The organism is Acinetobacter nosocomialis (assembly GCF_041021905.1).
In the GTDB taxonomy this organism is placed as follows: domain Bacteria; phylum Pseudomonadota; class Gammaproteobacteria; order Pseudomonadales; family Moraxellaceae; genus Acinetobacter; species Acinetobacter nosocomialis.
Window position 1 is genome coordinate 2,815,248 of record NZ_CP157432.1, and the last position, 23,651, is coordinate 2,838,898.

19 protein-coding genes, 1 tRNA gene and 1 pseudogene are annotated in these 23,651 nt (G+C 37.8%); 9 read left to right on the forward strand and 12 right to left on the reverse strand.

The genetic code is table 11. From position 1 onward, the window contains the following. Positions 1-61: 61 nt before the first annotated feature. Positions 62-1,942, reverse strand: a complete 1,881-nt coding sequence (locus ABLC00_RS13135; protein WP_044422547.1) for a potassium transporter Kup — start codon at positions 1,940-1,942, stop codon at positions 62-64. 250 nt (positions 1,943-2,192) lie between these two features. Between ABLC00_RS13135 and ABLC00_RS13140 the strand changes: the two are divergent. The 3 genes and pseudogenes from ABLC00_RS13140 to ABLC00_RS13150 all read left to right on the forward strand — a co-directional run. Further along, a pseudogene (locus ABLC00_RS13140) lies at positions 2,193-2,450 on the forward strand (NF045616 family extracytoplasmic (lipo)protein); the annotation flags it as partial. 203 nt (positions 2,451-2,653) lie between these two features. After that, a complete protein-coding gene (locus ABLC00_RS13145) occupies positions 2,654-3,496 on the forward strand; it encodes a hypothetical protein (RefSeq protein WP_033846071.1) in 843 nt (280 codons plus the stop codon). An 8-nt stretch (positions 3,497-3,504) separates the two neighbouring features. Further along, positions 3,505-4,257, forward strand: a complete 753-nt coding sequence (locus ABLC00_RS13150) for a caspase family protein (RefSeq protein ID WP_050675164.1) — start codon at positions 3,505-3,507, stop codon at positions 4,255-4,257. A gap of 240 nt (positions 4,258-4,497) precedes the next feature. Here the strand turns inward: ABLC00_RS13150 and ABLC00_RS13155 are convergent. From ABLC00_RS13155 to efp, 4 genes are all read right to left on the reverse strand, one after another. Next, positions 4,498-4,574: transfer RNA gene (locus tag ABLC00_RS13155), tRNA-Val, on the reverse strand. Positions 4,575-4,742: 168 nt separating this feature from the next. Next, positions 4,743-5,045, reverse strand: a complete 303-nt coding sequence (locus ABLC00_RS13160; RefSeq protein WP_002052430.1) for a YbdD/YjiX family protein — start codon at positions 5,043-5,045, stop codon at positions 4,743-4,745. Positions 5,046-5,047: 2 nt separating this feature from the next. After that, on the reverse strand, positions 5,048-7,144 hold the full coding sequence (locus ABLC00_RS13165; RefSeq protein WP_033854306.1) for a carbon starvation CstA family protein: 2,097 nt from the start codon (positions 7,142-7,144) through the stop codon (positions 5,048-5,050). A 164-nt stretch (positions 7,145-7,308) separates the two neighbouring features. Then, positions 7,309-7,878 carry an elongation factor P gene (efp, locus tag ABLC00_RS13170; RefSeq protein WP_002052936.1) on the reverse strand — a complete coding sequence of 190 codons (570 nt, stop codon included), beginning with the start codon at positions 7,876-7,878 and terminating at the stop codon, positions 7,309-7,311. A 73-nt stretch (positions 7,879-7,951) separates the two neighbouring features. Between efp and epmB the strand changes: the two genes are divergently transcribed. Genes epmB through ABLC00_RS13185 form a run of 3 tightly spaced genes read left to right on the forward strand, consistent with a single transcriptional unit; the run spans position 7,952 to position 12,834 of the window. Further along, a complete protein-coding gene (gene epmB, locus ABLC00_RS13175; protein WP_002052728.1) occupies positions 7,952-8,968 on the forward strand; it encodes an EF-P beta-lysylation protein EpmB in 1,017 nt (338 codons plus the stop codon). 15 nt (positions 8,969-8,983) lie between these two features. Continuing rightward, positions 8,984-10,729, forward strand: coding sequence for a hypothetical protein (locus ABLC00_RS13180; RefSeq protein WP_004707685.1), 1,746 nt, complete (start codon positions 8,984-8,986; stop codon positions 10,727-10,729). Next, entirely contained in the window at positions 10,726-12,834 is a 2,109-nt protein-coding gene (locus tag ABLC00_RS13185) for an EAL domain-containing protein (RefSeq protein WP_080775601.1), read from the forward strand. Before ABLC00_RS13180 ends, ABLC00_RS13185 begins: the two co-directional genes overlap by 4 nt. A 62-nt stretch (positions 12,835-12,896) precedes the next feature. Here ABLC00_RS13185 and rpmE read toward each other — a convergent pair whose 3' ends face one another. From rpmE to ABLC00_RS13205, 4 genes are all read right to left on the reverse strand, one after another. Further along, positions 12,897-13,121 (reverse strand): 50S ribosomal protein L31, encoded by a 225-nt coding sequence (gene rpmE / locus ABLC00_RS13190; protein ID WP_001200845.1) that lies wholly within the window; start codon positions 13,119-13,121, stop codon positions 12,897-12,899. A gap of 193 nt (positions 13,122-13,314) precedes the next feature. After that, on the reverse strand, positions 13,315-14,286 hold the full coding sequence (locus ABLC00_RS13195) for a bile acid:sodium symporter family protein (protein WP_006580654.1): 972 nt from the start codon (positions 14,284-14,286) through the stop codon (positions 13,315-13,317). A 133-nt stretch (positions 14,287-14,419) separates the two neighbouring features. Further along, positions 14,420-14,821, reverse strand: coding sequence for a lactoylglutathione lyase (gene gloA / locus ABLC00_RS13200; RefSeq protein ID WP_002052709.1), 402 nt, complete (start codon positions 14,819-14,821; stop codon positions 14,420-14,422). Positions 14,822-14,823: 2 nt separating this feature from the next. Next, positions 14,824-17,013, reverse strand: coding sequence for an MFS transporter (locus ABLC00_RS13205; RefSeq protein WP_004886006.1), 2,190 nt, complete (start codon positions 17,011-17,013; stop codon positions 14,824-14,826). A gap of 166 nt (positions 17,014-17,179) precedes the next feature. Here ABLC00_RS13205 and ABLC00_RS13210 point away from each other — a divergent pair, with 166 nt between their 5' ends. Further along, on the forward strand, positions 17,180-19,798 hold the full coding sequence (locus ABLC00_RS13210; protein ID WP_004707676.1) for a Lon protease family protein: 2,619 nt from the start codon (positions 17,180-17,182) through the stop codon (positions 19,796-19,798). A gap of 55 nt (positions 19,799-19,853) precedes the next feature. Here ABLC00_RS13210 and ABLC00_RS13215 read toward each other — a convergent pair whose 3' ends face one another. From ABLC00_RS13215 to surE, 3 genes are all read right to left on the reverse strand, one after another. Then, positions 19,854-20,783, reverse strand: a complete 930-nt coding sequence (locus ABLC00_RS13215) for a LysR family transcriptional regulator (RefSeq protein ID WP_002052792.1) — start codon at positions 20,781-20,783, stop codon at positions 19,854-19,856. A gap of 101 nt (positions 20,784-20,884) precedes the next feature. Further along, positions 20,885-21,724: a peptidoglycan DD-metalloendopeptidase family protein gene (locus ABLC00_RS13220; protein ID WP_004886005.1), complete on the reverse strand. Its 840-nt coding sequence runs from the start codon at positions 21,722-21,724 to the stop codon at positions 20,885-20,887. A 111-nt stretch (positions 21,725-21,835) separates the two neighbouring features. Further along, the gene (gene surE / locus ABLC00_RS13225) at positions 21,836-22,606 is read right to left on the reverse strand and encodes a 5'/3'-nucleotidase SurE (protein ID WP_002052561.1); all 771 of its coding nucleotides are present in this window, start codon (positions 22,604-22,606) and stop codon (positions 21,836-21,838) included. Between the two features lie 102 nt (positions 22,607-22,708). On the opposite strand from surE, the gene ABLC00_RS13230 reads away from it, so the two are divergent. Continuing rightward, a complete protein-coding gene (locus tag ABLC00_RS13230) occupies positions 22,709-23,080 on the forward strand; it encodes an MCR_0457 family protein (protein WP_004886002.1) in 372 nt (123 codons plus the stop codon). A gap of 147 nt (positions 23,081-23,227) precedes the next feature. Further along, complete coding sequence (locus ABLC00_RS13235; protein ID WP_002052886.1) at positions 23,228-23,650, forward strand: MCR_0457 family protein; 423 nt, start codon at positions 23,228-23,230, stop codon at positions 23,648-23,650. Position 23,651: the final 1 nt, after the last annotated feature.

Genomic DNA, 23,651 nt, shown 5'->3' on the forward strand with positions numbered 1-23,651 from the left:
AAAATGGGTACAAAAAAATCAGATTCAAGTGTAAAAATAAATTAAATCAATCAAGGCATCCCTAAATCTCTACTTGGCTCCCCATTTCTACCACTCGGTTAGCTGGTATCTGGAAGAAATCACTAGCAGGACTCGTATTAAGTTGCATAGAAATGAACAGTTTTTCACGCCATGAAACAATACCGTCACCTACGTTATGAATTACACGTTCACGTGATACAAAAAAGCTTGTGTCCATAATGTTATATGGTTGATTCAACTTAGTTAAAGCTTGTTCTAATGCTTGAGGTCCATTTGGCTGCTCTTTAAATCCATAATAAGCACTGACACGTAAAAAGTGCTTATCTAATACTTCGACATCAATACGTTCTGATTCATCTACATATGGAATGTCACGAGTATTTATGGTGATCAAAATATTACGTTCATGCAGTATTTTATTATGTTTTAAATTATGTAATAAAGCATGAGGAACAACTTTTGGACTACTTGTCATAAATACAGCCGTTCCACTCACCATATAAGCACTAGACTCCAAGCTCTTAATAAATAAATCTAATGGCATAGTGTCACTTTGCAACTTGTTCAGTAGTAATTCACGTCCACGGCGCCATGTTGTCATAATTATAAAAGTGATTGCACCCATCATTAATGGGAACCAGCCGCCATCTACAATTTTTAGTGAAGTTGAAGCAATAAAGAGGAGATCTGGAATTAGCAAAGGTATCGCAACTAATAACATGACCCACGAAGGCCATTTCCATAAGTGATACATGATGAAAGCAACTAAAATCGTATCGCAAAACATAGTCAAAGTTACTGCAATACCATAAGCCGAACCTAGATTAGCGCTAGATTGAAACATAAGCACTAAACTCATAATCATACCAAGCAACATCCAGTTTAATGCTGGTATATAAATCTGACCAATTTCAGATTCAGAGGTATGATCAATCGCAAAACGTGGTAAATAACCTAATTGGATAGCTTGACGTGCCATAGAAAACACACCTGAAATAACTGCCTGAGAGGCAATCACTGTCGCAGCAGTTGCTAAAGCAATCATAGGATATAATGCTATTTTAGGTACCATCATGAAAAAAGTATTCTCGATGGCCTGCGGGTTTTGCAGAATCAACGCACCTTGTCCTGCATAGTTTAATACCAAGCACGGTAGCGCAACCAAAAACCAAGCCAATTGAATTGGTTTACGACCAAAATGGCCCATATCCGCATATAGCGCCTCTCCACCTGTAATCGTCAATACAACTGCTCCCATGACTACAAATGCAGTCACGGGGTTATTTTCAATGAAAGGAAGAGCCCAATACGGATTAAGCATATTCAAGATATAAGGGTTCTTGATAATGTGAGATAGGCCAATAAAACCTATTGAGAAAAACCAGAGTAGCATGATAGGTCCAAAAAAACGGCCTACGGATCCAGTTCCCTTCTTCTGGATCATAAATAATCCAATTAGAATCACAATCGTAATTGGTATCACATACGGTGTAAAAATAGGGGTTGCTACGGACAATCCCTCTACTGCTGACAATACAGAAATAGCTGGGGTAATAATGCCATCACCAAAAAATAATGAAGCACCAAATAAACCAATTGTAATTAACCCAAAGCGCACTTTAGGCCCAATTTGCTTATTGTGCATGTTAAGAGCTAATAAAGCTAAAATGCCGCCCTCACCATGATTATCAGCACGCATAATTAACATACTAAATTTCAAGGACACCACGATCATTAGTGCCCAAAAAATCAATGATAAAATGCCTAGAACATTCGCTTCATTTATAGGAACATTATGTGATGTATGAAAACATTGGATAAAAGCGTAAAGTGGGCTAGTACCGATATCACCAAAAACCACCCCTAAAGCCCCCAATGTCATTGCAGACATTTTTTGACGTCCAATCTCATGTGAACTCATCCATATCTCCTTGATATGAAATTATTATTCTTATTTAGAAGTACTAATACCTATAATCCACTATCATTGATCAAAATATAAAAATCAAGAGCATTAATAATCAATAAGATATTACTTCCTATAATAAAAGGGACCATAAACACAAAAAATTAATCTACTCCCAGAGTATTTGAATTCTAAACTTGATTAATTTTCGTACTTATATGGATGGTTAAGTTTGAAGCAGCTTTGTAAAGGTGGTTACACCTCAACAAACAATCCTTAAACTTATGCGAATTTTGACAGCTTTGTTCTAGTTTATTTGGGTAAGATTGACTATACAAAAGCTCCTCTCCCCATAGAAGAAAGTAATTGTGTTGCGATACCATTAGAAGTAATTGATAAGAATGTTGCTTATGAAATTGTTTTAGAAATGAATAATAGTTTTCATGCCAGAATTTATGTAATAGATAAAGGGAATCGCTTAGAAGTCAAATATATTGATGCAAGAAAATCTACGTGCAATTAAATTTAAAAATGAAATGAAGCCCTAAGTAATTAGGGTTTTCCTAAATAATTTTAATCTAACAAGGATTTCCTTTATAAATCTTGATAATTATATCTCATATCAAAATAAACTATAAAAATTGAAAAATTAGTTATTCAGTAATGACTTTTCTTTTTTTTTAAATAGAATAGGTATCATATCAATCACTTAAGATAATTTTTATCATGTTTTTGTGTAACGAAAATAAAAATGCTTCTAAAGAATGCACATTTGAAAAAGATTTTGGTGACTATGCTGAGATTTGGAAACACCATAAAGGAAATTATAAATTCATTATAAGAATAACAAAGAACTATATCGTATTTGTAAATAATTACTCTGATATTGATTGGGAAACCACAGATGAGTATGATACCTCATTTGAAAATGTATCGAAGAAAACAGATCACAATAAATATATTAGTGAATGCCAAAATTTTGATCAGCAACCTATTGAGGGATTGAGTAGTACTTCTGTAATAAGTTTGAAAAAAATTATAGGAGAAGCAATTGTAAATTGCCTTGAATTTAATTATGAAGCAGCAAAAAAAATTTTAATTGATGCTGAAAAATTTAGATCAGACCGTTTAATAGAAAAGTCTAGAGAGTGGTATTTATCATTCACAATCTTATTAACATTTATCTTTATATTATTATTTATTTCTCTTAATTATAATAATTTTGGTTTAATAAATAAAGAAAATATAGAAATGTTAAATGCTGGAGCTTTTGCTGTAATTGGAGCTTGTTTTTCAATTATTATAAGATCGGGCGAACTATGCCATGCTAGTTATGCGGGTAAAAATCTTCATTTACTTGAAGCTTGTTCTCGCCTTCTAGGAGGATTTATAACAGGTCTTATTGTTTTTTTTGGTATTAAATCAGGTATTCTTTTTGCATCAGTTTTTAAAATAGAAAATTCTAATTTTTTACTTCCACTTCTTTCTATTCTAGCAGGTGCAAGTGAGAGATTTATGCCATCTATTATCACACAGATTGAAAAAATATCACTAACAGAGTCTAAATGAGAGAAATAATGATTTCACGTAAAGCTTTAATTATTGGATCACCAGATAAAAAGATACCTGGAGTTAATATTGATACAGCAAATATGAATTCCTTTCTAAAATCAGCAATAGGAGGTGCATGGAAAGAATCTGAAATTATTAATTTAACAAATCCTTCAAAAAATATAGTTATTTCAAATATTAACCAATTAGAAAAATATGACTACTCTTTTGTTTTTTTTGCAGGCCATGGTTATTATTCAACAAGTAAAGATTGTACAGTAATTTCCATCAATAGATCCGAAACACTTGATAGTACGTTATTAAGAAAAGGATCACCTAAGCACACATTGATTTTAGATTGTTGTAGGGAATTAGTAGACGAACAAAACCTAAATGAAGCAGCTTTCGAATCAATGGTTTATGATAGTGCAACGACACAATATATTGATATTCAGGAATGTAGAAAATATTTTGATAAAAAAATTAAAGAAAGTAATCTCGGACTTGTCGTAATGAATTCTTGCGATCTTAATGAATATGCAGGTGAGAATGAAAAACGAGGAGGTTATTACACTTCATCTTTAATTAAATCCGCACGTGATTGGGCCGATAAAAAACTAGTAACTATCAACCTACAAAAAAACTACGCAACTTATTCAACTAAAAAATCCCATGATTCAGCTTCAACTATAGTAAAAAGATTAAGTGCTGACCGACAAAATCCAGTATATGAAGGGCCCCGGTCAGATAGCTCATTCCCATTCACAATTGTCGCTTAAAATAGTTTTATGGAATTAAAAAATATGATTATCGAAATGATTTCTATATTTTAATAACTAATTGAGATTATCTATTTCTAGTTAACGCAACTCCCTACTGGCTTCAAACTGTTATTACGTTGAAATAACTAATTAATAAAAAGCTCTGATTACTCAGAGCTTTTTATTAATAATGCCTAAAATTATACATAAAAAAAGGGCTTACATGTTATTAAAACGATGTAAACCCTTTATAAATCTTGGTAGGTATATCCAGACTCGAACTGGAGACCTCTACGATGTCAACGTAGCGCTCTAACCAACTGAGCTATACACCTAGAATGGAAAGCATCATATTCATTTTTCAAAAGCAAAACAAGAGATTTGCCATTGAAAAAAATACAAATGAGCAGACTTTGAGCAAACTCTTTTTCATTTCCCAAAAAGTAAAACGGTACATGGTTCAACCACATACCGTCTTTAGTTAACCAAATATCAAGCTCAACTTAACATGGGCATTTCTTCAAAGTACCACCTGCCGATGGATAACGCACATCAACACAATGTCGATAGAAAGTCTTTGCATCCATAGGTGTTAAATCTGGATGGTGGGCTTTCATATGCTCCAAATATGTTTGATAGTCCGGCACGCCAACCATCAGTCGGAAGCTTTGCTGTAAACGTTGCCACAAGGTTGCTATACGCGACCAGTTCTTTGGAGAAAGTAATAGCTCTTTTTGCGAGAGCACTGTCATTTTGATGATTTTCGCAATAATGACAGTTCCATTTTTTGCAAATTTAAAATTCATCTTTATTCTCCTCGAGTGGTAACCACTTCAGGATCGGCATATACCGCAGGCGCTTCATTTACAGTCGGTTTCGGACTCGCTAAAGCACGGCGAACAATACCAATTGAGGCAATAATCATGACAATCGAAACAATCATAAAGAAGCCACAAAGCGCAGCATTAATCTGATTCGACATCACAATGTTTTGCATTTCAGCAATAGTTTTGGCTGGTTTAATAATTTCACCACGAGCAATCGCGTCAGAGAACTTATGCGCTTGCGCCAAGAAACCAATTTTTGGGTTTTCGTGGAAAATCTTCTGCCAACCCGCAGTCATACAGGTCACGAACAAGAAAATAGTTGGAATAATCGTTACCCATACATATTTTTCTTTTTTCATTTTAAATAAAATGACAGTACCTAAAATGAGTGCCATAGAAGCTAGCATTTGGTTACCAACACCAAACAGAGGCCATAATGAGTTAACACCACCAAGTGGGTCAATTACACCTTGATAAACGAAGAAGCCCCATCCACCAACTGCAACCGCTGTACCAACCAAATTACCAAAGAATGAACCTGATGCTTTAACCGCAGGAATAACAATACCTACCGTGTCTTGCACCATAAAACGACAAGCACGAGTACCCGCATCGACAGCAGTTAAAATAAACAATGCTTCAAACAAAATGGCAAAGTGATACCAAAATGCCATCATTTGGCGGCTATTAAAAATTTCAGAAATGATATGAGCCATACCAATAGCGAAGGTAGGTGCACCACCTGTACGTGAAAGAATCGAGCTTTCACCTACTTCTTGAGCCAACACGGTCAGCATTTCTGGGGTAACAACAAAACCTAAGTTACGTACAGCCTCTGCTGCAGTTTCTACAGTTGTACCGAGTACTGCCGCTGGCGCATTAATCGCAAAGTACACACCTGGGTCTAACACTGTCGCACAGATCATTGCCATGATCCCGACAAAAGACTCCATAAGCATACCGCCATAGCCAATCATGCGCATGTCAGCTTCGTTATCGACGAGTTTTGGTGTTGTACCACTAGAAACAAGCGCATGGAAACCAGAGATGGCACCACAAGCAATAGTAATAAATAGGAATGGGAATAAGCTACCTGAGAAAACTGGACCTGTACCATCAATGAAGTGGGTTACAGCCGGCATTTTCAATTCAGGTAATGCAATGATAATACCCACCGCCAAACCAAGAATCACCCCGATTTTGAGGAAGGTAGATAAATAATCACGCGGAGCTAATAACAACCAAACTGGCAATACCGATGCGATAAAACCATAAATGATGAGACACCAAGTAAGTTGTGTACCCGTTAAAGTGAAGAACTCACCCCAGTACGGGTCTGCTGCAACATGTCCACCATAGACAATTGCCAGCATCATTAAAATAAAGCCAATAATTGAAACTTCTGCAATACGTCCCGGACGGATAAAGCGCATATAAACGCCCATGAACAATGCAATTGGAATGGTTGCTGCAATACTAAAGACACCCCATGGACTATGTGCAAGTGCTTTAACAACCACCAACGCCAGTACGGCAAGGATAATAATCATTACCCCAAGCGCACCGAGCATTACGACAATACCAGCAAAAGAACCAAGCTCCTGCTTTGCCATTTCACCAAGTGAACGACCATCACGGCGTGTTGAGATAAATAAAACTAAAAAGTCTTGTACTGCACCCGCCAGCACTACACCGACCAATAACCAGATCGTTCCTGGTAAAAAGCCCATTTGTGCAGCCAGAATTGGTCCAACTAACGGCCCTGCTCCTGCAATTGCAGCAAAGTGGTGACCGAAAAGCACATATTTATTGGTGGGTACATAATCCAGACCATCGGCTAAACGGTGGGCTGGGGTTAAACGTCTTGGGTTTAATTCAAATACTTTAGTTGCAATAAATAGACTATAAAATCGATATGCGATGCTATATACACATGCTGCAGCCAGTACAAGCCAAACCGCGTTAACATGTTCACCACGACTGAGTGCCAGCATCCCAAAAGAAATTGCACCTATAATTGCCACTAGGCTCCAGACCAGCTTGGAGGGAAGCGTAGATTTCGCTTGCATTGTGTCCATTCTTAACCTCTCAATAAATAACTACAGCATTTTTATATTGTTATGTACTGTTTCTCTTAATCCCTGTGACTCTACTCCTCCTTTTTCTTTTTTCCTCTTATACTTTCGCATAAAAAAAGGGATGATTTACATCATCCCTTCGATAATAGTTTATTTTTTAACTATTATGCACGCTCTAAATACTCACCAGTACGAGTATCTACACGAACGCTTTCTTCTTGCTGAACAAATAACGGAACACGAACAACCGCACCTGTTTCAAGCTTAGCTGGTTTACCGCCACCGCCAGATGTATCACCACGTACGCCCGGATCAGTTTCAACGATTTTTAATACAACGAAGTTCGGTGGGTTTACAGTTAAAGGTACACCGTTGAACAACATAATTGTACATTTTTCATTTGAATCGTCTTTTAACCATTTAGCAGCATCGCCCATTGCAGTTTTGTCTGCAGCGATTTGCTCAAAAGTTACAGGATCCATGAAGTTCCACATTTCACCATCGTTGTATAAGTAATCCATTTCAACTTCAACGATGTCAGCCGCTTCTAAAGAGTCACCTGATTTGAAAGTTTTTTCTAATACTTTGCCAGTTTTAAGGTTACGTAATTTTACACGGTTGAACGCTTGACCTTTACCTGGTTTTACATATTCGTTTTCCATGATAGAACATGGGTTACCATCAAGCATAACCTTAAGGCCAGCTTTGAAATCATTTGTAGAATAATAGGCCATGAAAGGCACACTCCAAACTTAACAAGTCAACTATGCGATATAATGCGTTGTTGCATTATCTTAATCGTGTCAAATGATAAACTATTTATACCAAGAGCAAAACTGGCAATCACAACTCAGTGACCTTATTACTGATCCTTCTGAACTGCTAAGCCTACTCGAGTTATCCTCAGATCAGCTATTATCAGGTGCGATTCTGGCTTCTGAAAAGTTTAAATTGCGTGTTCCTCGTGCGTTCGTCGGAAAAATGAACGCTAAAAACCCGCTTGACCCGCTTTTACTACAAGTATTACCTCATCATTTAGAGCTTGAAGAGCATCCTGAGTTTGTAACCGACCCTTTAGGTGAAGAAGCAGCCAATCAGTTACCGGGTGTTTTACATAAATATAAATCTCGTTTTTTACTGACCTTAACCGGCGCATGTGCTGTGCATTGTCGTTACTGTTTCCGCCGTCACTTTCCCTATCAGGAAAATCTGCCAAAAAATGATGATTGGCTCAATATTAAAAATTATATCGAAGCTAATCCCGATATTAATGAAGTGATTTTAAGTGGAGGTGACCCCCTTACACTTTCTAATCGTAAGCTTGCACTTTGGCTAGAACGCTTATCATCTCTCAAACAAGTTAAGATTTTGCGAATTCATTCACGAGTTCCAATTGTCATTCCAAATCGAATCGACGAAGAGCTTATTTCTTTATTAAAAAACAGTAGGCTGCGTATTATTCTGGTGGTACACTCAAACCATGCTTCTGAACTCGATGACTTTACTTGTTCAAAGTTGATGGAGTTATCTTCGCACCACATTACTGTACTAAATCAGGCTGTATTGCTAAAAGGTGTCAATGATTCTGCTCAAACTTTAACTGATTTAAGTTATCGTCTATTTGAAGCTCGCGTTATGCCATATTACTTACACGTATTAGATAAAGTAAAAGGCGCACAACATTTTGATTTAATGCCATCTGAAATAGATGCGATATATCAAGACGTGTTAGCGAGCCTACCTGGATATCTGGTTCCTAAACTCGTCAGGGAAATTGCGGGCGAAAAGAATAAAACACCGCTTTTTGGGGCTACAACTTTTTGAGTTATATAATAAGTGATGATGAATAATGCACTTTCGGACATTTTTCACAATCAAACCTCACGTACCCGTGAACGGTTAAGCTTTTGTGAAGCCAATATTAAAGATCTTAATGAATGGGTCACTACCCTTTCTATTATGCAATTGGGTGATACTTCAAAAGCGCTATTTACCGCAATTTTGGAGTTAAATGAATTAAATTGCAGTGAAACGCTCCGCTTTGACTTAATTCAAACGCTTCACCCAACCATTAATAATGTTTTGGCAAGCTTAGAAAAAAACTTCTTTAACCAAGGGGTGATTAGTACCGACCGTAACGAGCATATTATTGAGCTGGCAATGCTGCTGCGTTGTTATTTTGCCAGCATTTATTTAAATATTGCACAGACCAGCCACGAGCAGCTACAAAGACAAAAGTTCTCTTTATTTTCTTTTAAACAAAAGAAAAACTTACAAACTGCGCGTATTTTGGCGACATTCCATGCATTGCAGCAACTCACCAACCTTTTATACCAACAGCATATGCTCTACAGCGAACCTGTAAAAGGTCAATGGTTAATTGCTCATCAACTTTATGAAACAGCCGTTCAGTATAAATATCATTTAACCAATATTAATCATATTCAAGGTGTACAGCACCCTTTAGCAAATATTACACAGGCATATGCTCAGCTGATTTTATTAGATATTTTTAATACCAATCAGATTCGTCAATCAGAAATTCAGGCTTTATTTCAATGTAGTTTTGACTGGGCACGCATGATTCAAATCTTGCCTAAAGACTCTGCTTTAACTAAATATGTAGTCGATCCGACTAAAGACCATCCGCCTGTATATAACAAAAAGCAAAGCTCAAATTTCAACCCAAGCATTTTCATTAGTACACAAGCCTTGCTTGAGCATGTGACTGCCACCATGCATAAAAATGCTCAATACATGTCTAAAAATGAAAAGATTTATTTGAGTCCAGCACTAAAATTCCACGTTCAAACCATTTTGGGTACCACAGCACAGCGCCGTCATGAACGTTATGAATACAATGCTGCACTGCAAATCTGTTTTGGCTTAAGTACTGCTCATTTTTATTTATCTAAAGCAAAAAACTTTGAAGAAACGCTACAGCTTAACAATAACTATAATCTACAAAGTGAATCGAAAGTCTTATCAAACTTAGAAAAAAAAGAGCAACAGACCAGCTCGTATCAGCGCTTGAGTCGTGAGAGCAAGACGATTTACCAAACTACAGTGCTTGATATTAGTGTTAATGGCTACCGTATTAAATGGTCTGGTGAGGCGCCTAAAAACTTAAGAACTGGCGAATATATTTTAGTCAAAGAAACGCTCCATGGTCAGTGGCGTGGCGGTGTGATTCGCTGGATTAAACAATCGACTGAAAAAAGTCTGGAGCTGGGTTTAGAAATTCTTTCGCAAGCCATGTTCCCTTGTGCCGTACATATTCAGGCAGAGCGCCATACTCGTAATTACCACCCTGCACTATTACTACAAACTCAAAATCTAGAAGAAATACAAAACACGCTTATTTTACCGGGGTCTCAAATTTTTAGAGAGCAACAAACAATTCATTTACGATTGGGGACAGAAGAAATCAAAGTGTATCTACTCAAAGCACAACTCATTACTCAAAGTTTTATTCAATTTCAATTTGAACTTTTGAATGAGCAGCAACAACATCTGCTTGATCAGTTCATGCTGAAAAAGAATAGTAACGCGAATAACCAAGATTTATGGGAAGCATTAAAGTGAGAAACTCTTTACTATCTAAAAAGTTAAAACGTACTGAAATACGTTTACTCATTATTGATGATAACCAGTTACGTTATAACCAAATTTTAACTTTATTATCGGGGAATGATTATCAAGTTAATGCCTTATTACTTGATGATTTAAAAAGTTTTGAAAAGCAGTTAAATACATCGTGGGATGTCATTATTTTTGGTCGTGCGTATGATTTGAAAATTGAACAAACTCTCTCCCTTGTTCAAGCCTCAGAACAGCCGCAGCTTCCAATTTTACTTTTACAACCAGATGACTACCAATCATCGCAATATCAAAACTATATTCAAAAAGGTATTTATGATGTAGTTCCATTAGAACCTTCGGACTATTTCTATATTACGCTTGTTCGAGCGCTTTCATATAGCCGCCTTTTACAGAAAGAACAGCGCCTTTTGGCTGAGCTTGATACCATTCATACACATACTCAAACACTGGTCGATAGCAGCCATAAAGCAGTCGCTATTTTTCAAGAAGGTATACATATTAAGGCAAATACCGAATATTTGAATCTTTTTGGTTTCCAGCAAGAAGAAGATATTATTGGTTTGCCGATTTTAGATGTCTTACAACCTAACGATTTAAATATTTTTAAACAACGTTTTAAGAAAATTTCTTTAGGCCAGTTTGATCAAGCACGTTTCGAAATTCAAAGTCAGCATCAAGCTATTTCTGGTAATAATGCTTTAAAACTGGAATTTATTCCGAGCCAAGAAGAAGATGCTGTACAACTGACCATCGACTATCAAGTTGATTTAAAAACACCAGCAAATACAGCACTAACAGAGAAAACGACTGGATTAAGTGCAGCTTGGCCACAGATTAATCGTCATTTATCGACCCACCCTGCCCAAGCAAATGCTCTGGTTCTATTTAGACTTGCACAGTGTCCAGAACGACTTTTTCAACAAGGTTGGCAAACTTTAGGACTTTATTTCAATCAGCTACATGGTTTTTTAAAAGACCATGCTCAGATGCCGATTTTCCAAGTCGACTTGGGCAGTTATGTCGGGATTTTACAAGCTGAAAATAGTACGGTTTTAAATTCTCAGTTGACGAGTTTACAAACTTTGCAGAAAGAACACTTGTTAAAAGTGAATGAGCAAAACTTTTCGGTACAGTTAAAACTTGGCTATGCTCCGCTTAACCAACCATTAACTGAAACTACATTTAGCTCATTACTTAATGAAGCTGAAAAGCAGAACCTACCTCAAGTTACCCCTCAGCTTGAAATAACGCCTATTGTAGAAAAACCAGTCTCGCCGAGCATTGAAGCTGTTCCTCTTGATTTAACGATTGAGCACTTTGAGGTGACTTCGCAGTCTTCTTTGCTACAGCAGTTGAAACAAAAATTAGCTAAAGGTGAGATACATCTTAAGTATCAGCAAATTTACGATAAACATGATGAAGAAACTCATAACTATGAAGTGACGAGTGGCTTTATTGCAGATGAACAATGGCATGATTTAAATGACTTAGCTGAATTAAAAGAAGATGCTGAACTATCAATTCAACTAGATCGCTGGATATTAGTAGAAGCCTGTAAACAGCTTCATAATTTCATTGCTCAGTATCCTAAAGCAAGGCTCATTATTAACCTTAATATTGATATTTTGCTGAAAGATAAAACCTTCCCTGAGCTGATTTCCAAACTGCTTACTATCATTGGTAGTAAACTTGAATGCCCTTTGATTTTGCAATTTTCGGAACAAGCTCTTCAGCACTACCTTCCAACAGTTCAACCGCTGATTGGTCGTTTACGTCAACATGGTGCAGAAGTTTCAATCCGAGACTTTGCTTCTTCTATATATAGCGATTCAATTTTACAGCAGCTTGATATCCAGCTTGTAAAACTGCAGTCTAGCAAAACTGATCTATTAAGCTCAGACCAAGGACTCAATAGCTTGCAAGAAAAAGTATTGAACTATTTGACTGTAAAACCAATTGGAATTTTATTAGCTAACTTAAATGATATGAATCTGTTTGCCAATGCATGGAATGTGGAAACACGTTTCTTACAAGGTGATTATTTTCAGAAGAAGCTTGATCGTTTAACAGATGTGCAAGACCAGTAATGGTCTTGGACGCTAAAAACAAAAAACGGGCATAAGCCCGTTTTTTGTTTCGTTTTGAAGTATTAACGCTTGATAGAGCGAGACATACCAGCAAAACGTTGTTTGAATTTGTCGATACGACCACCAGTGTCTACATTCTTTTGTTTACCAGTGTAGAAAGGGTGGCAAGCTGAACATACGTCAAGGTAAATAGTTTCTTTACCTAAAGCAGAACGAGTTTCGATTACGTTACCGCATGAGCAAGTTGCAACTAATTTTTCATATTTTGGGTGAATATCGGCGCGCATCGTCGATTACTCCTAATTGAAGAAAGGCTTAAGCTGTCATCGCAATTGATCACTCTCAATTAAATTGAGGAAAGCTTTTACAAGCAGATCAACACCACAACAGACCATTCTTTTGGCCCACCGAAACCTCTAGGGTTAGAGCTAAGCACAACAAGTGGACAGTATTATACGCCATATAATTTTTTTTTGCGAATTAATCTTGGGATTTAGCCCAGTAATTTGCGATTACTCCACACACCATTAACTGTATTTGGTGAAATATCATAATTGGCAATACAATCATTCCTAAAGGCTGACCAATAAATAAGATTTGTGCCATTGGTACACCACTTGCCAAGGTCTTTTTTGAGCCGCAAAAGAAAACAGTAATCTGATCGGCACGACTAAAACCAAAAGCACGCGGTAAATACAGGGCAAGCAACATAATAATAGTCAGTAATACAGAGCAAGCGAGCGCCAAAAGAAGTAAGGTTTTCCAGTTTACTTGATGCCAAAGTCCAGCAACCACCGCCCCACTAAATGCGCCATACACCACCATCAAAATTGAGCCTTGATCGAACGCTTTTACAATACTTGGTACTTTTGCCATATATGGAAAAACATAAGGACGAAGCAATTGCCCTAAAACAAATGGTACCAATAACAACAGCGTAATTTCTATAATAGATGATGTTGGATCAAAGCCATGCTGACTTTGTCCTAAAATAAAGAAACTCACTAAAACTGGTGTAATGAACATGCCAACCAAGTTTGAAAAAGATGCACTACATACCGCCCCTGCTACATTTCCTTTTGCCACTGAAGTAAATGCAATAGAGGACTGAACAGTAGAGGGCAAGAAGCACATAAACAAAAAGCCCCAATAGAGCTGCTGTCCTAATAAGGGCAAAAGAATAGGTTTAGCCAATAAACCAAGGGCAGGAAAAATAAAGAACGTAATTGCAAATACCAGCAAGTGCATTTTCCAATGCAAAATACCTTCAATGACTGCCTCACGAGATAACTTAGCACCGTGCAGGAAAAATAAAATTGCAATCGCGACTGTAGTTAGTGTATTGAAATACTGCGCAGCTTGACCACTGACTGGAAAAAATGTTGCTAGTAGCACCATACCAACTAACAAAATTGTAAATCGATCAAGTGCCAAGAACTTCAGCATGTTCACATCCTATGATTATTTTAGACAAATAAAAACCCAGTTGATAAATTGACCATTTGGTCAAGCCTTCATCATACTGGGCTATAAAAATAAAGCTAGGCTTTTAAGACCTAAATCTTAAAGCGCCTGAGTCAATTACTTAATTATTTCTAGCGTTTGCATCTTGCTGAATGAGTTCGATTTTGTAGCCATCTGGATCTTCAACAAACGCAATCACTGTTACACCGCCCTTCATTGGGCCTGCTTCACGCACAACTTTACCACCACGTGCTTTAATTTCTTCACATGCTTTGTAAGCGTCTTCGACACCAATTGCGATGTGACCATAGGCATTGCCTAAATCATAACTTGATGTATCCCAGTTATGCGTAAGTTCAAGCACGGTATTATTTTCTTCATCGCCATAACCAACAAATGCTAGTGTAAAACGACCTTCTTCATAATCACGCTTACGAAGTAACTTCATCCCTAATACTTCGGTATAGAACTTTAAAGATTGTTCTAAATTGCCTACTCGCAACATTGTATGAAGCATTCGCATGTTTATTCACCTGCCTTTTCTGTTTCATGTGTTTGATGATCTTTGAGTAGTTTTCCAACCCAAACCACTAAAATTAAGATTGGAATCCCGATCAATGTGGTCATCAAAAAGAAGTTTGGATACCCAATATTACTCACTATGGTACCTGAATATCCACCTAAAAGTTTTGGTGTAAGGGTCATGAGTGAACTAAAGATCGCATATTGAACAGCGGTAAATGACACACTGGTTAGACTCGAAAGGAATGCAATAAATGCTGCACCCGCGAGGCCCGAAGCCATATTATCCACAACAATTGCAAAGTAGAGCCACAGCGAACTATAAGGCTTAATGACTTTACCGCTAATCTCGACCTCTTTACCTGACTGAGTATCAATATATGGTAGAGGGTCAATATTTACATCTAATTCAGCTTTGGGTACAGAATTTGAAGCAACGTTATAATGATGGGAAACTGATAATACTTTTTGATTTCCTTCGACAACTGAAGCAGTAATTTGTTTGCTTGGTGATGACAGTAATTTTTGCATATCAATTGCAGCGTTAAATACACCTTTTTGATCTGTCATTTTTGCATCAAAATTCTGTCCATCAAGATTCAACACAATCTTTTGGTTAGGCGATAAAGCTTTACCAAAATACTGACCACGAACAACCACACTGCCTTCAGAAGATTTAGCAGTGATTTGGTCACTTCCCATTAAAGGTAAAATCTGTAGGGGTACATGTTCAGCATGCGTTGTTACTAAAGGTTGAACTCGGACTATGGTCTCTGCTTGTTGACCTTGCAAAGCATAGCCAGCTTTTACATCAACTTGTTTTGTTCCTTCAAAAGTGGAACTCGGGACTTTAATCTTCCAATAACCTACTTCATCTGGCTGAGCTTTATAATGTTTGTCTCCCACTTGAACATCCACCATATCAAGGGGTTTGCCAGATTTCACTAAACCAATGAAAATGAGGTTAGTAGAGCTTGCCAATACAGCACCCACAAACATCAGTTTCATGATGTTCATACGCTGTGCTAATAAGCCTCCTAAGAAGCCTCCAACCAAGCTAAAGATCACACCATAAACTTTTACAGCTTCAGCAATTTGTTCTTTGCTAAAGTTTAGATCTTGATAAAAGACATTTGAGATCACACCGGCAATGATGTCTGAAATACGGAAAAAGCCAATCAAAAATAGAAGCACTAACGCGAGTTTGACACCATAACGTTTAAAGAAATCCAGAATTGGAGCAATCCAAGTTTCTTTTGCCATTTGCTGGTTGACCACACCCATCTTAACTAACACATAACCAACTAAAATGGCAGAACCTGTTGCTGTTAAGAATCTTAAAGCTTCTAAACCAAATAAAGCTGCACTATCTTGAATATTGCCAGCTTTGGAAATTGCCTCGGTAATTTGACCTGAGTAAATATAAGTTATGACAAACGAAATGACCGCTATAAAGAAGACTAAAACCAGACGGTAATAATCAGTAGTTTTATAGTTTTTATATACGCGATTAACCTTAGGTTCACGAACAAGCAAGGTTGTAACAATACCGACCAACATGACTGCTGCCATGGTTAAATAGGTCGTTTTCCATGCCTCGTAAATATAGTTGCCTTTAGCTGTTCCTAAATGTGCTGCTAAAAATAATGCACCCGCACCCGCTACAATCATACCAATACGGTAGCCAGCATTATAAGTCGACGCCAACACCGTCTGCATTTCAGTTTCAGCTAATTCGATACGATAAGCATCAATTACGATATCTTGCGTTGCTGCCGAGAAGCCAAGCAACACTGCACCGGCTGCCATTTGAACCAAATAGCTATGGCCTAAAGCTGGGTCGGCAAAAGCCATGGTACAAATCGCAAGCACAATTAAACACTGAGCAATAAGCAGCCAAGCACGTCTTCGACCCAAAGCCTTGGTCAAGACCGGTACTGGCAATTCATCAATGAGAGGTGCCCAAACAAACTTAAAGGAATATCCCAAAGCTGCCCAACTAAAAAAAGTGACTGCACTTTTATCAATGCCCGCTTCACCTAGCCATAAAGAAAGACTAGAGAAAATTAGTAAAATAGGTATTCCGGCAGAAAAACCCAGAAATAGCATAATTAATGCACGACGGTCTAAAAATGCTTTAAACGCCGAGACCCAACCAGAGGTTTGTGTGGTCATTCGTTTTTTATTTTCCATAAATTATAAATGCGTCTATTCAATCGCTTCTTACAATTGCTTTCAAGATTCTTTCTGCAATCAAGTTTTGTTTTGGTGATAAAAGCAGCAAGTTTGCTTGATATTTTATGCTAAACCTGTATACCTTTAATCTTCAACCTTCGTTTTCTTTTGCTGGATATCAACAGTGACACAAAAACTTGATCAAGTGACAACTTCAACTTTATCACTCGCTAAAACAAACACCACAAACGTCACAATAAATGCATTTCCTTCAGCTTTTGAGCAACCTGATATAAAAATGACTTTGGATAAAACAGCCTTAAAACCCGAACAACTTACACATATTCCAGATTTTGAAAATATTCCAGCCTCAACAAAACGTATAAAACCGCTTAATAACTTTTTAGGACAAGATCGTGCCAAAGCTTCAGTAGAAGCTGGCATTTCTTTACCCTACTCTGGTTATAACATTTTTGCAGTAGGAACGGCAGGTTTGGGTAAACGCACCATGATTAAGCGTTTACTACAACAACATGCCAAAACAATGCCTACTCCAGATGATTGGGTATATGTTTATAACTTTAAGCAAGCGCGTCAGCCAATTGCGCTACGCTTCCCTGCTGGGCAAGGTACCAAGTTTCAACATACTCTTCATCAAACTTGGCAAATTATTTTAAAACAGCTTGAACGCCGTTTTAGTGCCGAGACTTATCATAACCGTATTGAGCGAATTCGTCAGGAAACTGGAGATGAGCAGCAAGAAGCGCTTGTTGAGTTAACAAAAGAAGGCGAAGAGCTCGATTTAAAATTAATTTCTCGAAATGAGAAGCATGGTTTTGTGCCTGTCCAAGTAAAAAATGATCAGGTTCAAGAACTGACCCAAGCAGAAATTGATGCTTTAAATAGTAAACAGCGTGCTGAAATCGCGGCGAATATTCGCTATATGGATAAAAAGCTTGAGCGTCTTGGTTTGCATTTAGGCGATTTAGAAGACGATGCACGAGACAAAGTCTCTGTTTTAAATCGAGACATCGCGACTCAAGTGGTCATGCCACGAATAGATTTAATTTTAAATAAGTATGGTCAAGTTAAAGGGCTTGAAGATTATTTAAAACAATATGCGCAAGATGTAATTGACAATGTTGAACTCATTTTAGAGCAAGAAGAAGATGACTTTGCTCCTGCTATGTTCAATCGTGTACCAGCACGTTATCAAGCAAATGTAATTGTTTCAAATAAACCAAACAGCGGTGCACCGGTTATCTTTGAAGATTTTCCAACCCACTACAACTTGCTTGGTCATGTAGAACAGCTTACGCACAACGGTACAATTACCACAGATTTCACTCTCATTCGCCCAGGTGCTCTACATCAAGCGAATGGTGGTTTTTTAATGCTTGAAGCCGAGCAATTACTCGAACAGCCTTATGCATGGCAGGGTTTAAAGCGTGCTTTAAAATCAGGTCAACTCAAACTCTCTTCTCTTGAACACATGTTGACGTTAACAGGCTCTATCTCGATAGAACCTGCTGCAGTTCCACTTGATATTAAAGTGGTTCTTATGGCAGAACCTGAGATTTATTATGAAATCTTAGAAGTAGAACCAGAGCTTGGTAGTGTATTTAAAATTCGTGCAGATTTTACCGATACATTACAGCGTAATGACGAAAATGAACAAGCTTACATGCAGCTAATTGCTGACTATGTACAAGCAGATAAACTACTTCCATTTGATCGTAGTGCCTTAGCAGCTTTACTTACCGACTCAAGCCGTCAGGCGGAAGACCAAAGCTCACTATCATTACATGCTTCAACTTTGGGTGACCTCATTCGTGAAGCACATCATCATGCATTTAAAGCCAATGAAAAGATTGTAACTGACCAACACATTAATCTTGCATTACAACATAGACAATATCGCTTAGGCTATTTAAGAGAACTTTACTGGCAGGATCTATCGCGTGGAACTCAGTTAATCGAAACTTCGGGCCACCGTTTAGGTCAAATCAATGCCCTCTCCGTTATTCACTATGCAGATGTTGAGTTTGGTTTACCTTCACGTTTGACTGCCTCAGTTTATCAAGGTGGCGGTGATATTCTTGATATTGAACGTAGCGTAGAACTTGGTGGTTCACTCCATGCCAAAGGCGTGTTGCTCATGTCTAGCTTCTTAAAAGCTCACTTCGGCCGTGAACAGATTTTACACTTCTCTGCTGCGCTTGCATTTGAACAAAGCTATGGGCAAGTCGACGGTGACAGTGCAACGGTTGCCGAGCTTTCTGCACTAATTTCTGCAATTAGCCAAATACCAATTGATCAATCCTGGGCAATTACCGGTTCTATGAATCAGTTAGGCCAAGTTCAACCAATTGGTGGTGTAAATGCAAAAATTGAAGGCTTCTATGATGCTTGTAAATTACAAGGTTTAACTGGCAAACAGGGTGTCATTATCCCGCGTCAAAACATGCAACATTTGATGTTACGCCAAGATGTGATTGATGCAGTAAAAGTTGGTCAGTTCCATATTCATGCGATTGATACGATTGACCAAGCACTTGAAATTTTAATGGCTCGTCCAGTCGGTACACTCGATAAAAAAGGCAAGTACAGTAAGCACTCTATTTATGCGGCTGTAATGGAGCAACTTGAATATTGGCAAGCCATTGAAGATGGTGCAGAAATTGAAGAGGAACCAAAGAAGAAAAAGAAAAACAAGAAAAAAATCAAAAAACATGAAGAGCTCACAGCTGATGATCTTCCGCAAGAGACTCAAGAAGAAGTTGCGACTCTGAAGCAAAAATAGCACTAAGTAAAAAAGGGCTTGTAATCACAAGCCCTTTTTTATGAATAAGGTAAAATTAGCGAACAATTTGCATGGCCCTTCCGCCAGCCAATTGACTAAAGTACTGTTTAAGCGCTTCAACACAACGCTGAATCTTCATTGGCTGTTGATCGTGCTTGGCGATCTCTGCATATAAAGTGAAAGCTGGGAGTTTCCAATCTGGAAGAATTTCAATTAAAGAACCAGCCTTCAACTCTTTTTGAGCATCTAAATATAAAATTCTAGCAATACCATGTCCTTGCTGACATAAGGCTTTAGCAACTTGCAAATTATTACTTTGCAAACGGCTTACCATCTCAATATTTAATTTTTCACCTGTTTTAGCATGCTGGAAGTTAAAAGTGCGTGATTCATTCATTGCATTGATAGAAAGCAACTCATGGTTGTTTAAATCGTTTGGATGCAAAATCGGGCTTGATTGATTGAGATAGCTGGGAGAGGCTACCAAAATCTGATCGACAAAAGCCATAGGAACTACAGAACTACTCTCTTCTACTGGCGTAGAGCTCATACGTACCGCAATATCAATTCGCTCTTCAATTAAGTCGATATAACGATGCCCCACTTCAAAATGAACAGATAAACCGCGATGGGCAGACATCCAGTGAGATAAAGCAGGAATAATGTGCTGAACTGCTAAGTCTGGGGTTGTTGCAATACGCAAATCACCAATCAAGTCATCTCGCAATTCATTGATTCTGATTTTGCCTCTTTCTGCTGCTGCCAACATTTCTTGGCAACTTGAGAAAAAAGCCTGTCCAGCCTCTGTCAAACTAAGTTTTCGAGTAGAACGGTGTAATAAAATTACATCCATTTCATTTTCAAGAGAACGTATTTGCTGACTGACAGCACTTGTTGTAATGCCTAATTCACGTGCCGCACCACTAAATGAACTTTTTTCAACCACACAAGCAAAAACACCCATCGCACGAAGCTGATCTAACATAGGTTTCCTCAAATCTAATTCTAAATTTATAAAAAATGCTTATTGTTGTAATGAAAGCAACCAATTACATTATACGAGGAAACCTATATTTATTGCATTAGCTAATTTGGTAAAAGATTTGCCGGATTGATTGGTTTACCATCAAGGCGAATTTGGAACTCAAGCATGACACGAGAAGCCCCTGAAGACCCCATTTCAGCAATCTTTTGGCCTGCGGTTACATTGTCTCCACTCTTCACCATCATCTTGCTATTGTGGGCATACGCACTGATATAGCCATCAATATGTTTGATTAAAACGAGATTACCATATTCTTTTAAACCATCGGCTGCGTATACAACTTGACCGTCAGCTGCCGCATAAATAGGATCACCTTGGTTACCACCGTAACGAATTCCTTTGACATTATTCGCCAAATTAAATCCTTGGATAACCGGACCATTATTTGGTTTCACCCAACGCAAGCTTGAACTTGGAATTGAAGCCCCTACGCTAGTATTGGTTGTTGGTGCAACTGTTCTTGGCGGCGGTGTAGTAACCGTTGTTGTTGGTGGAGTTGTGGTTGTCGGTAATGCAATTGTTTGGCGCTTAATCGGCTCTTGTTGCGCCATGACTTGTGTCGACACGGTTTTTGGTGAAGAAGCTTTTTTCAATCGTAATGATTGATTAACATAAATACGATATGGCGGAGCAATATCATTCATCTCTGCAATACTGAGATAGTCCAAACCATAACGCATTGCAATGCCACTTAAAGTATCACCTGAACGAACGGTGTAATAGTTAGGAGCCATTGAATAGCGAGAACTATTATTAATTTGTGGTTTAGAAGCACATCCTGCCATTGCAACAGTAAAACCTACAGCTACAGACAACATCATAATTTTCATTATATTGTCTCTTTGAATATGCGATCTGCTTTGTTGCCCAGTTAAATGCATCGATCTCCCTCACTAAATGCTACAAATCATTTCGGCTAAGAGTACCAAAAAAGTAAGAGGAAACATGTTCCTCTTTTTCTATATTCACAAAGTTATAACATTCGGGCCAAATTATTGACCCAAGCTTGCCTGCAAATCCTCTAAAACCGCATAGTTTGTTGCATCCATCTGAATTGGGGTCACACTCACAAAACCGTTTGCAACCGCAAAAAAGTCAGATTGAATCTGGCTAGCAATACGCTGCGGATCCGTAACTGCTTCACCTGCCAGACCAATCCAGTAAACCTGTCTTCCTCTTGGGTCGACATGACTTGTGATGGGTTTAGACTGAGCACGGCGTCCTTGATAGGTAATTTGTGTACCTTTCAACTGAGGTACATCCGGAATATTAATATTAAAAATATGTCGAGGTGGTAGCGCAGGTAAACCTTTGGCAATAAAGTCATGTACCCATTTGGCTGCTTGCGCATAATCATCTTTATGGTTATATGAACGCACATCAGAACCCGCTAAAGAAACCGCAATTGCAGGCTGTTTCATTAAGCGTCCTTCAAATGCAGCGCCGACTGTTCCCGAATACAGAACATCATCACCTAAGTTTGCACCACTGTTGATTCCACTAACTACCAAGTCAAATTCGAAATCAAACAATCCATTCATAGATAAATAGACGCAATCGGCTGGCGTTCCATTTACAGCCCATACATCTTCAGCAATTTGAATAGGACGTAAAGGGCGATCTAACGTTAACGCGCTCGAAAATCCACTTCTTTCACTTTCTGGAGCAACTACTACAACACGGCCTAATGGTTTTAACGCTTCAGCTAAAGCCTGTATACCTGGTGCAAATACACCGTCATCATTCGCAATTAGAATATTCACAAAAAATCTTTCTCGACAAATAAACCCGAAGGTTTTCTCAATTGAATTATTTGTTGAATTATATATATTTATGCCTCCATAGCATTATAAAATTGTGAAAAAATGAAAACTTTCGCTCCTTTTTTTCAAGTATTGGGGATCAGTATCACATTGTGTACGCAAACGGTTTTTGCTGATGAGGGTATCTCGACACAAGAAGCTGATAGCTTAATTAAAGATGACATTGCATCTACTCAAGTTTTACAAGAAATTTGCCCTAGTTTTGTTGGCGCAAATAAAAATCTTGAAACGAATACTAAAAAGATTATTGCAATGTACCTTGGTGGTTATTCCAATAAGTCAATTACCTTTTCTGCCCTACAAAATGATGCAGAATACAAGACACTTTTAAGTGAAGCTCGCCAAGCGGCAAAAGAAATGGATCACCATGAGCAACACGAACTTTGTCAGGAAGTGGTAAATTACAAAGATTAAGTTTATTTGACTCAATACGCTTTTCTTTGAAGGGTTTTCTGTTTATGTAAAGCAGAAAACCTACATAACAATACATTTTTTCCATTTTTTTAGCGTTTAAATTGTTTAAGCTATCGGCATATTTCAAATTTTTGTTTCAGGTTATCCATGTTTATGAAAAAAAGCTTAGTTCAATCACTTTCTGTTGTTTTACTCATGACAATGGCAACAGTGGGTTATGCTGCTGACAAGAAAAAAACAGCTGAAAAGAAAACTGAAAATGAAAATGTTGTTGAAGTTACGCCGACCAAAGGGACTACACCCGAAGAATTAGCAGCAATTCAAGTACTTTCTGAAATTTGTCCAAGTTTAATTGGCAAAAAAGATGCTGAATTTGCCCAAGGTTATGAGCGCCTTGTGAAAGATTATTTACCAAATGAAGCAGACCCAGTTGCAGCTTTAGAAAAACGTAGCAAAGACAAAAGTTTCAAGAAAGTCTTAAAAGAAGCACGTAATGATGCAAAAGCTGCTGGTAACGAGCAAAACAAGTTAGTTTGTCAAGACGTAAAAGCTTATCAATCGCAAAACTAAA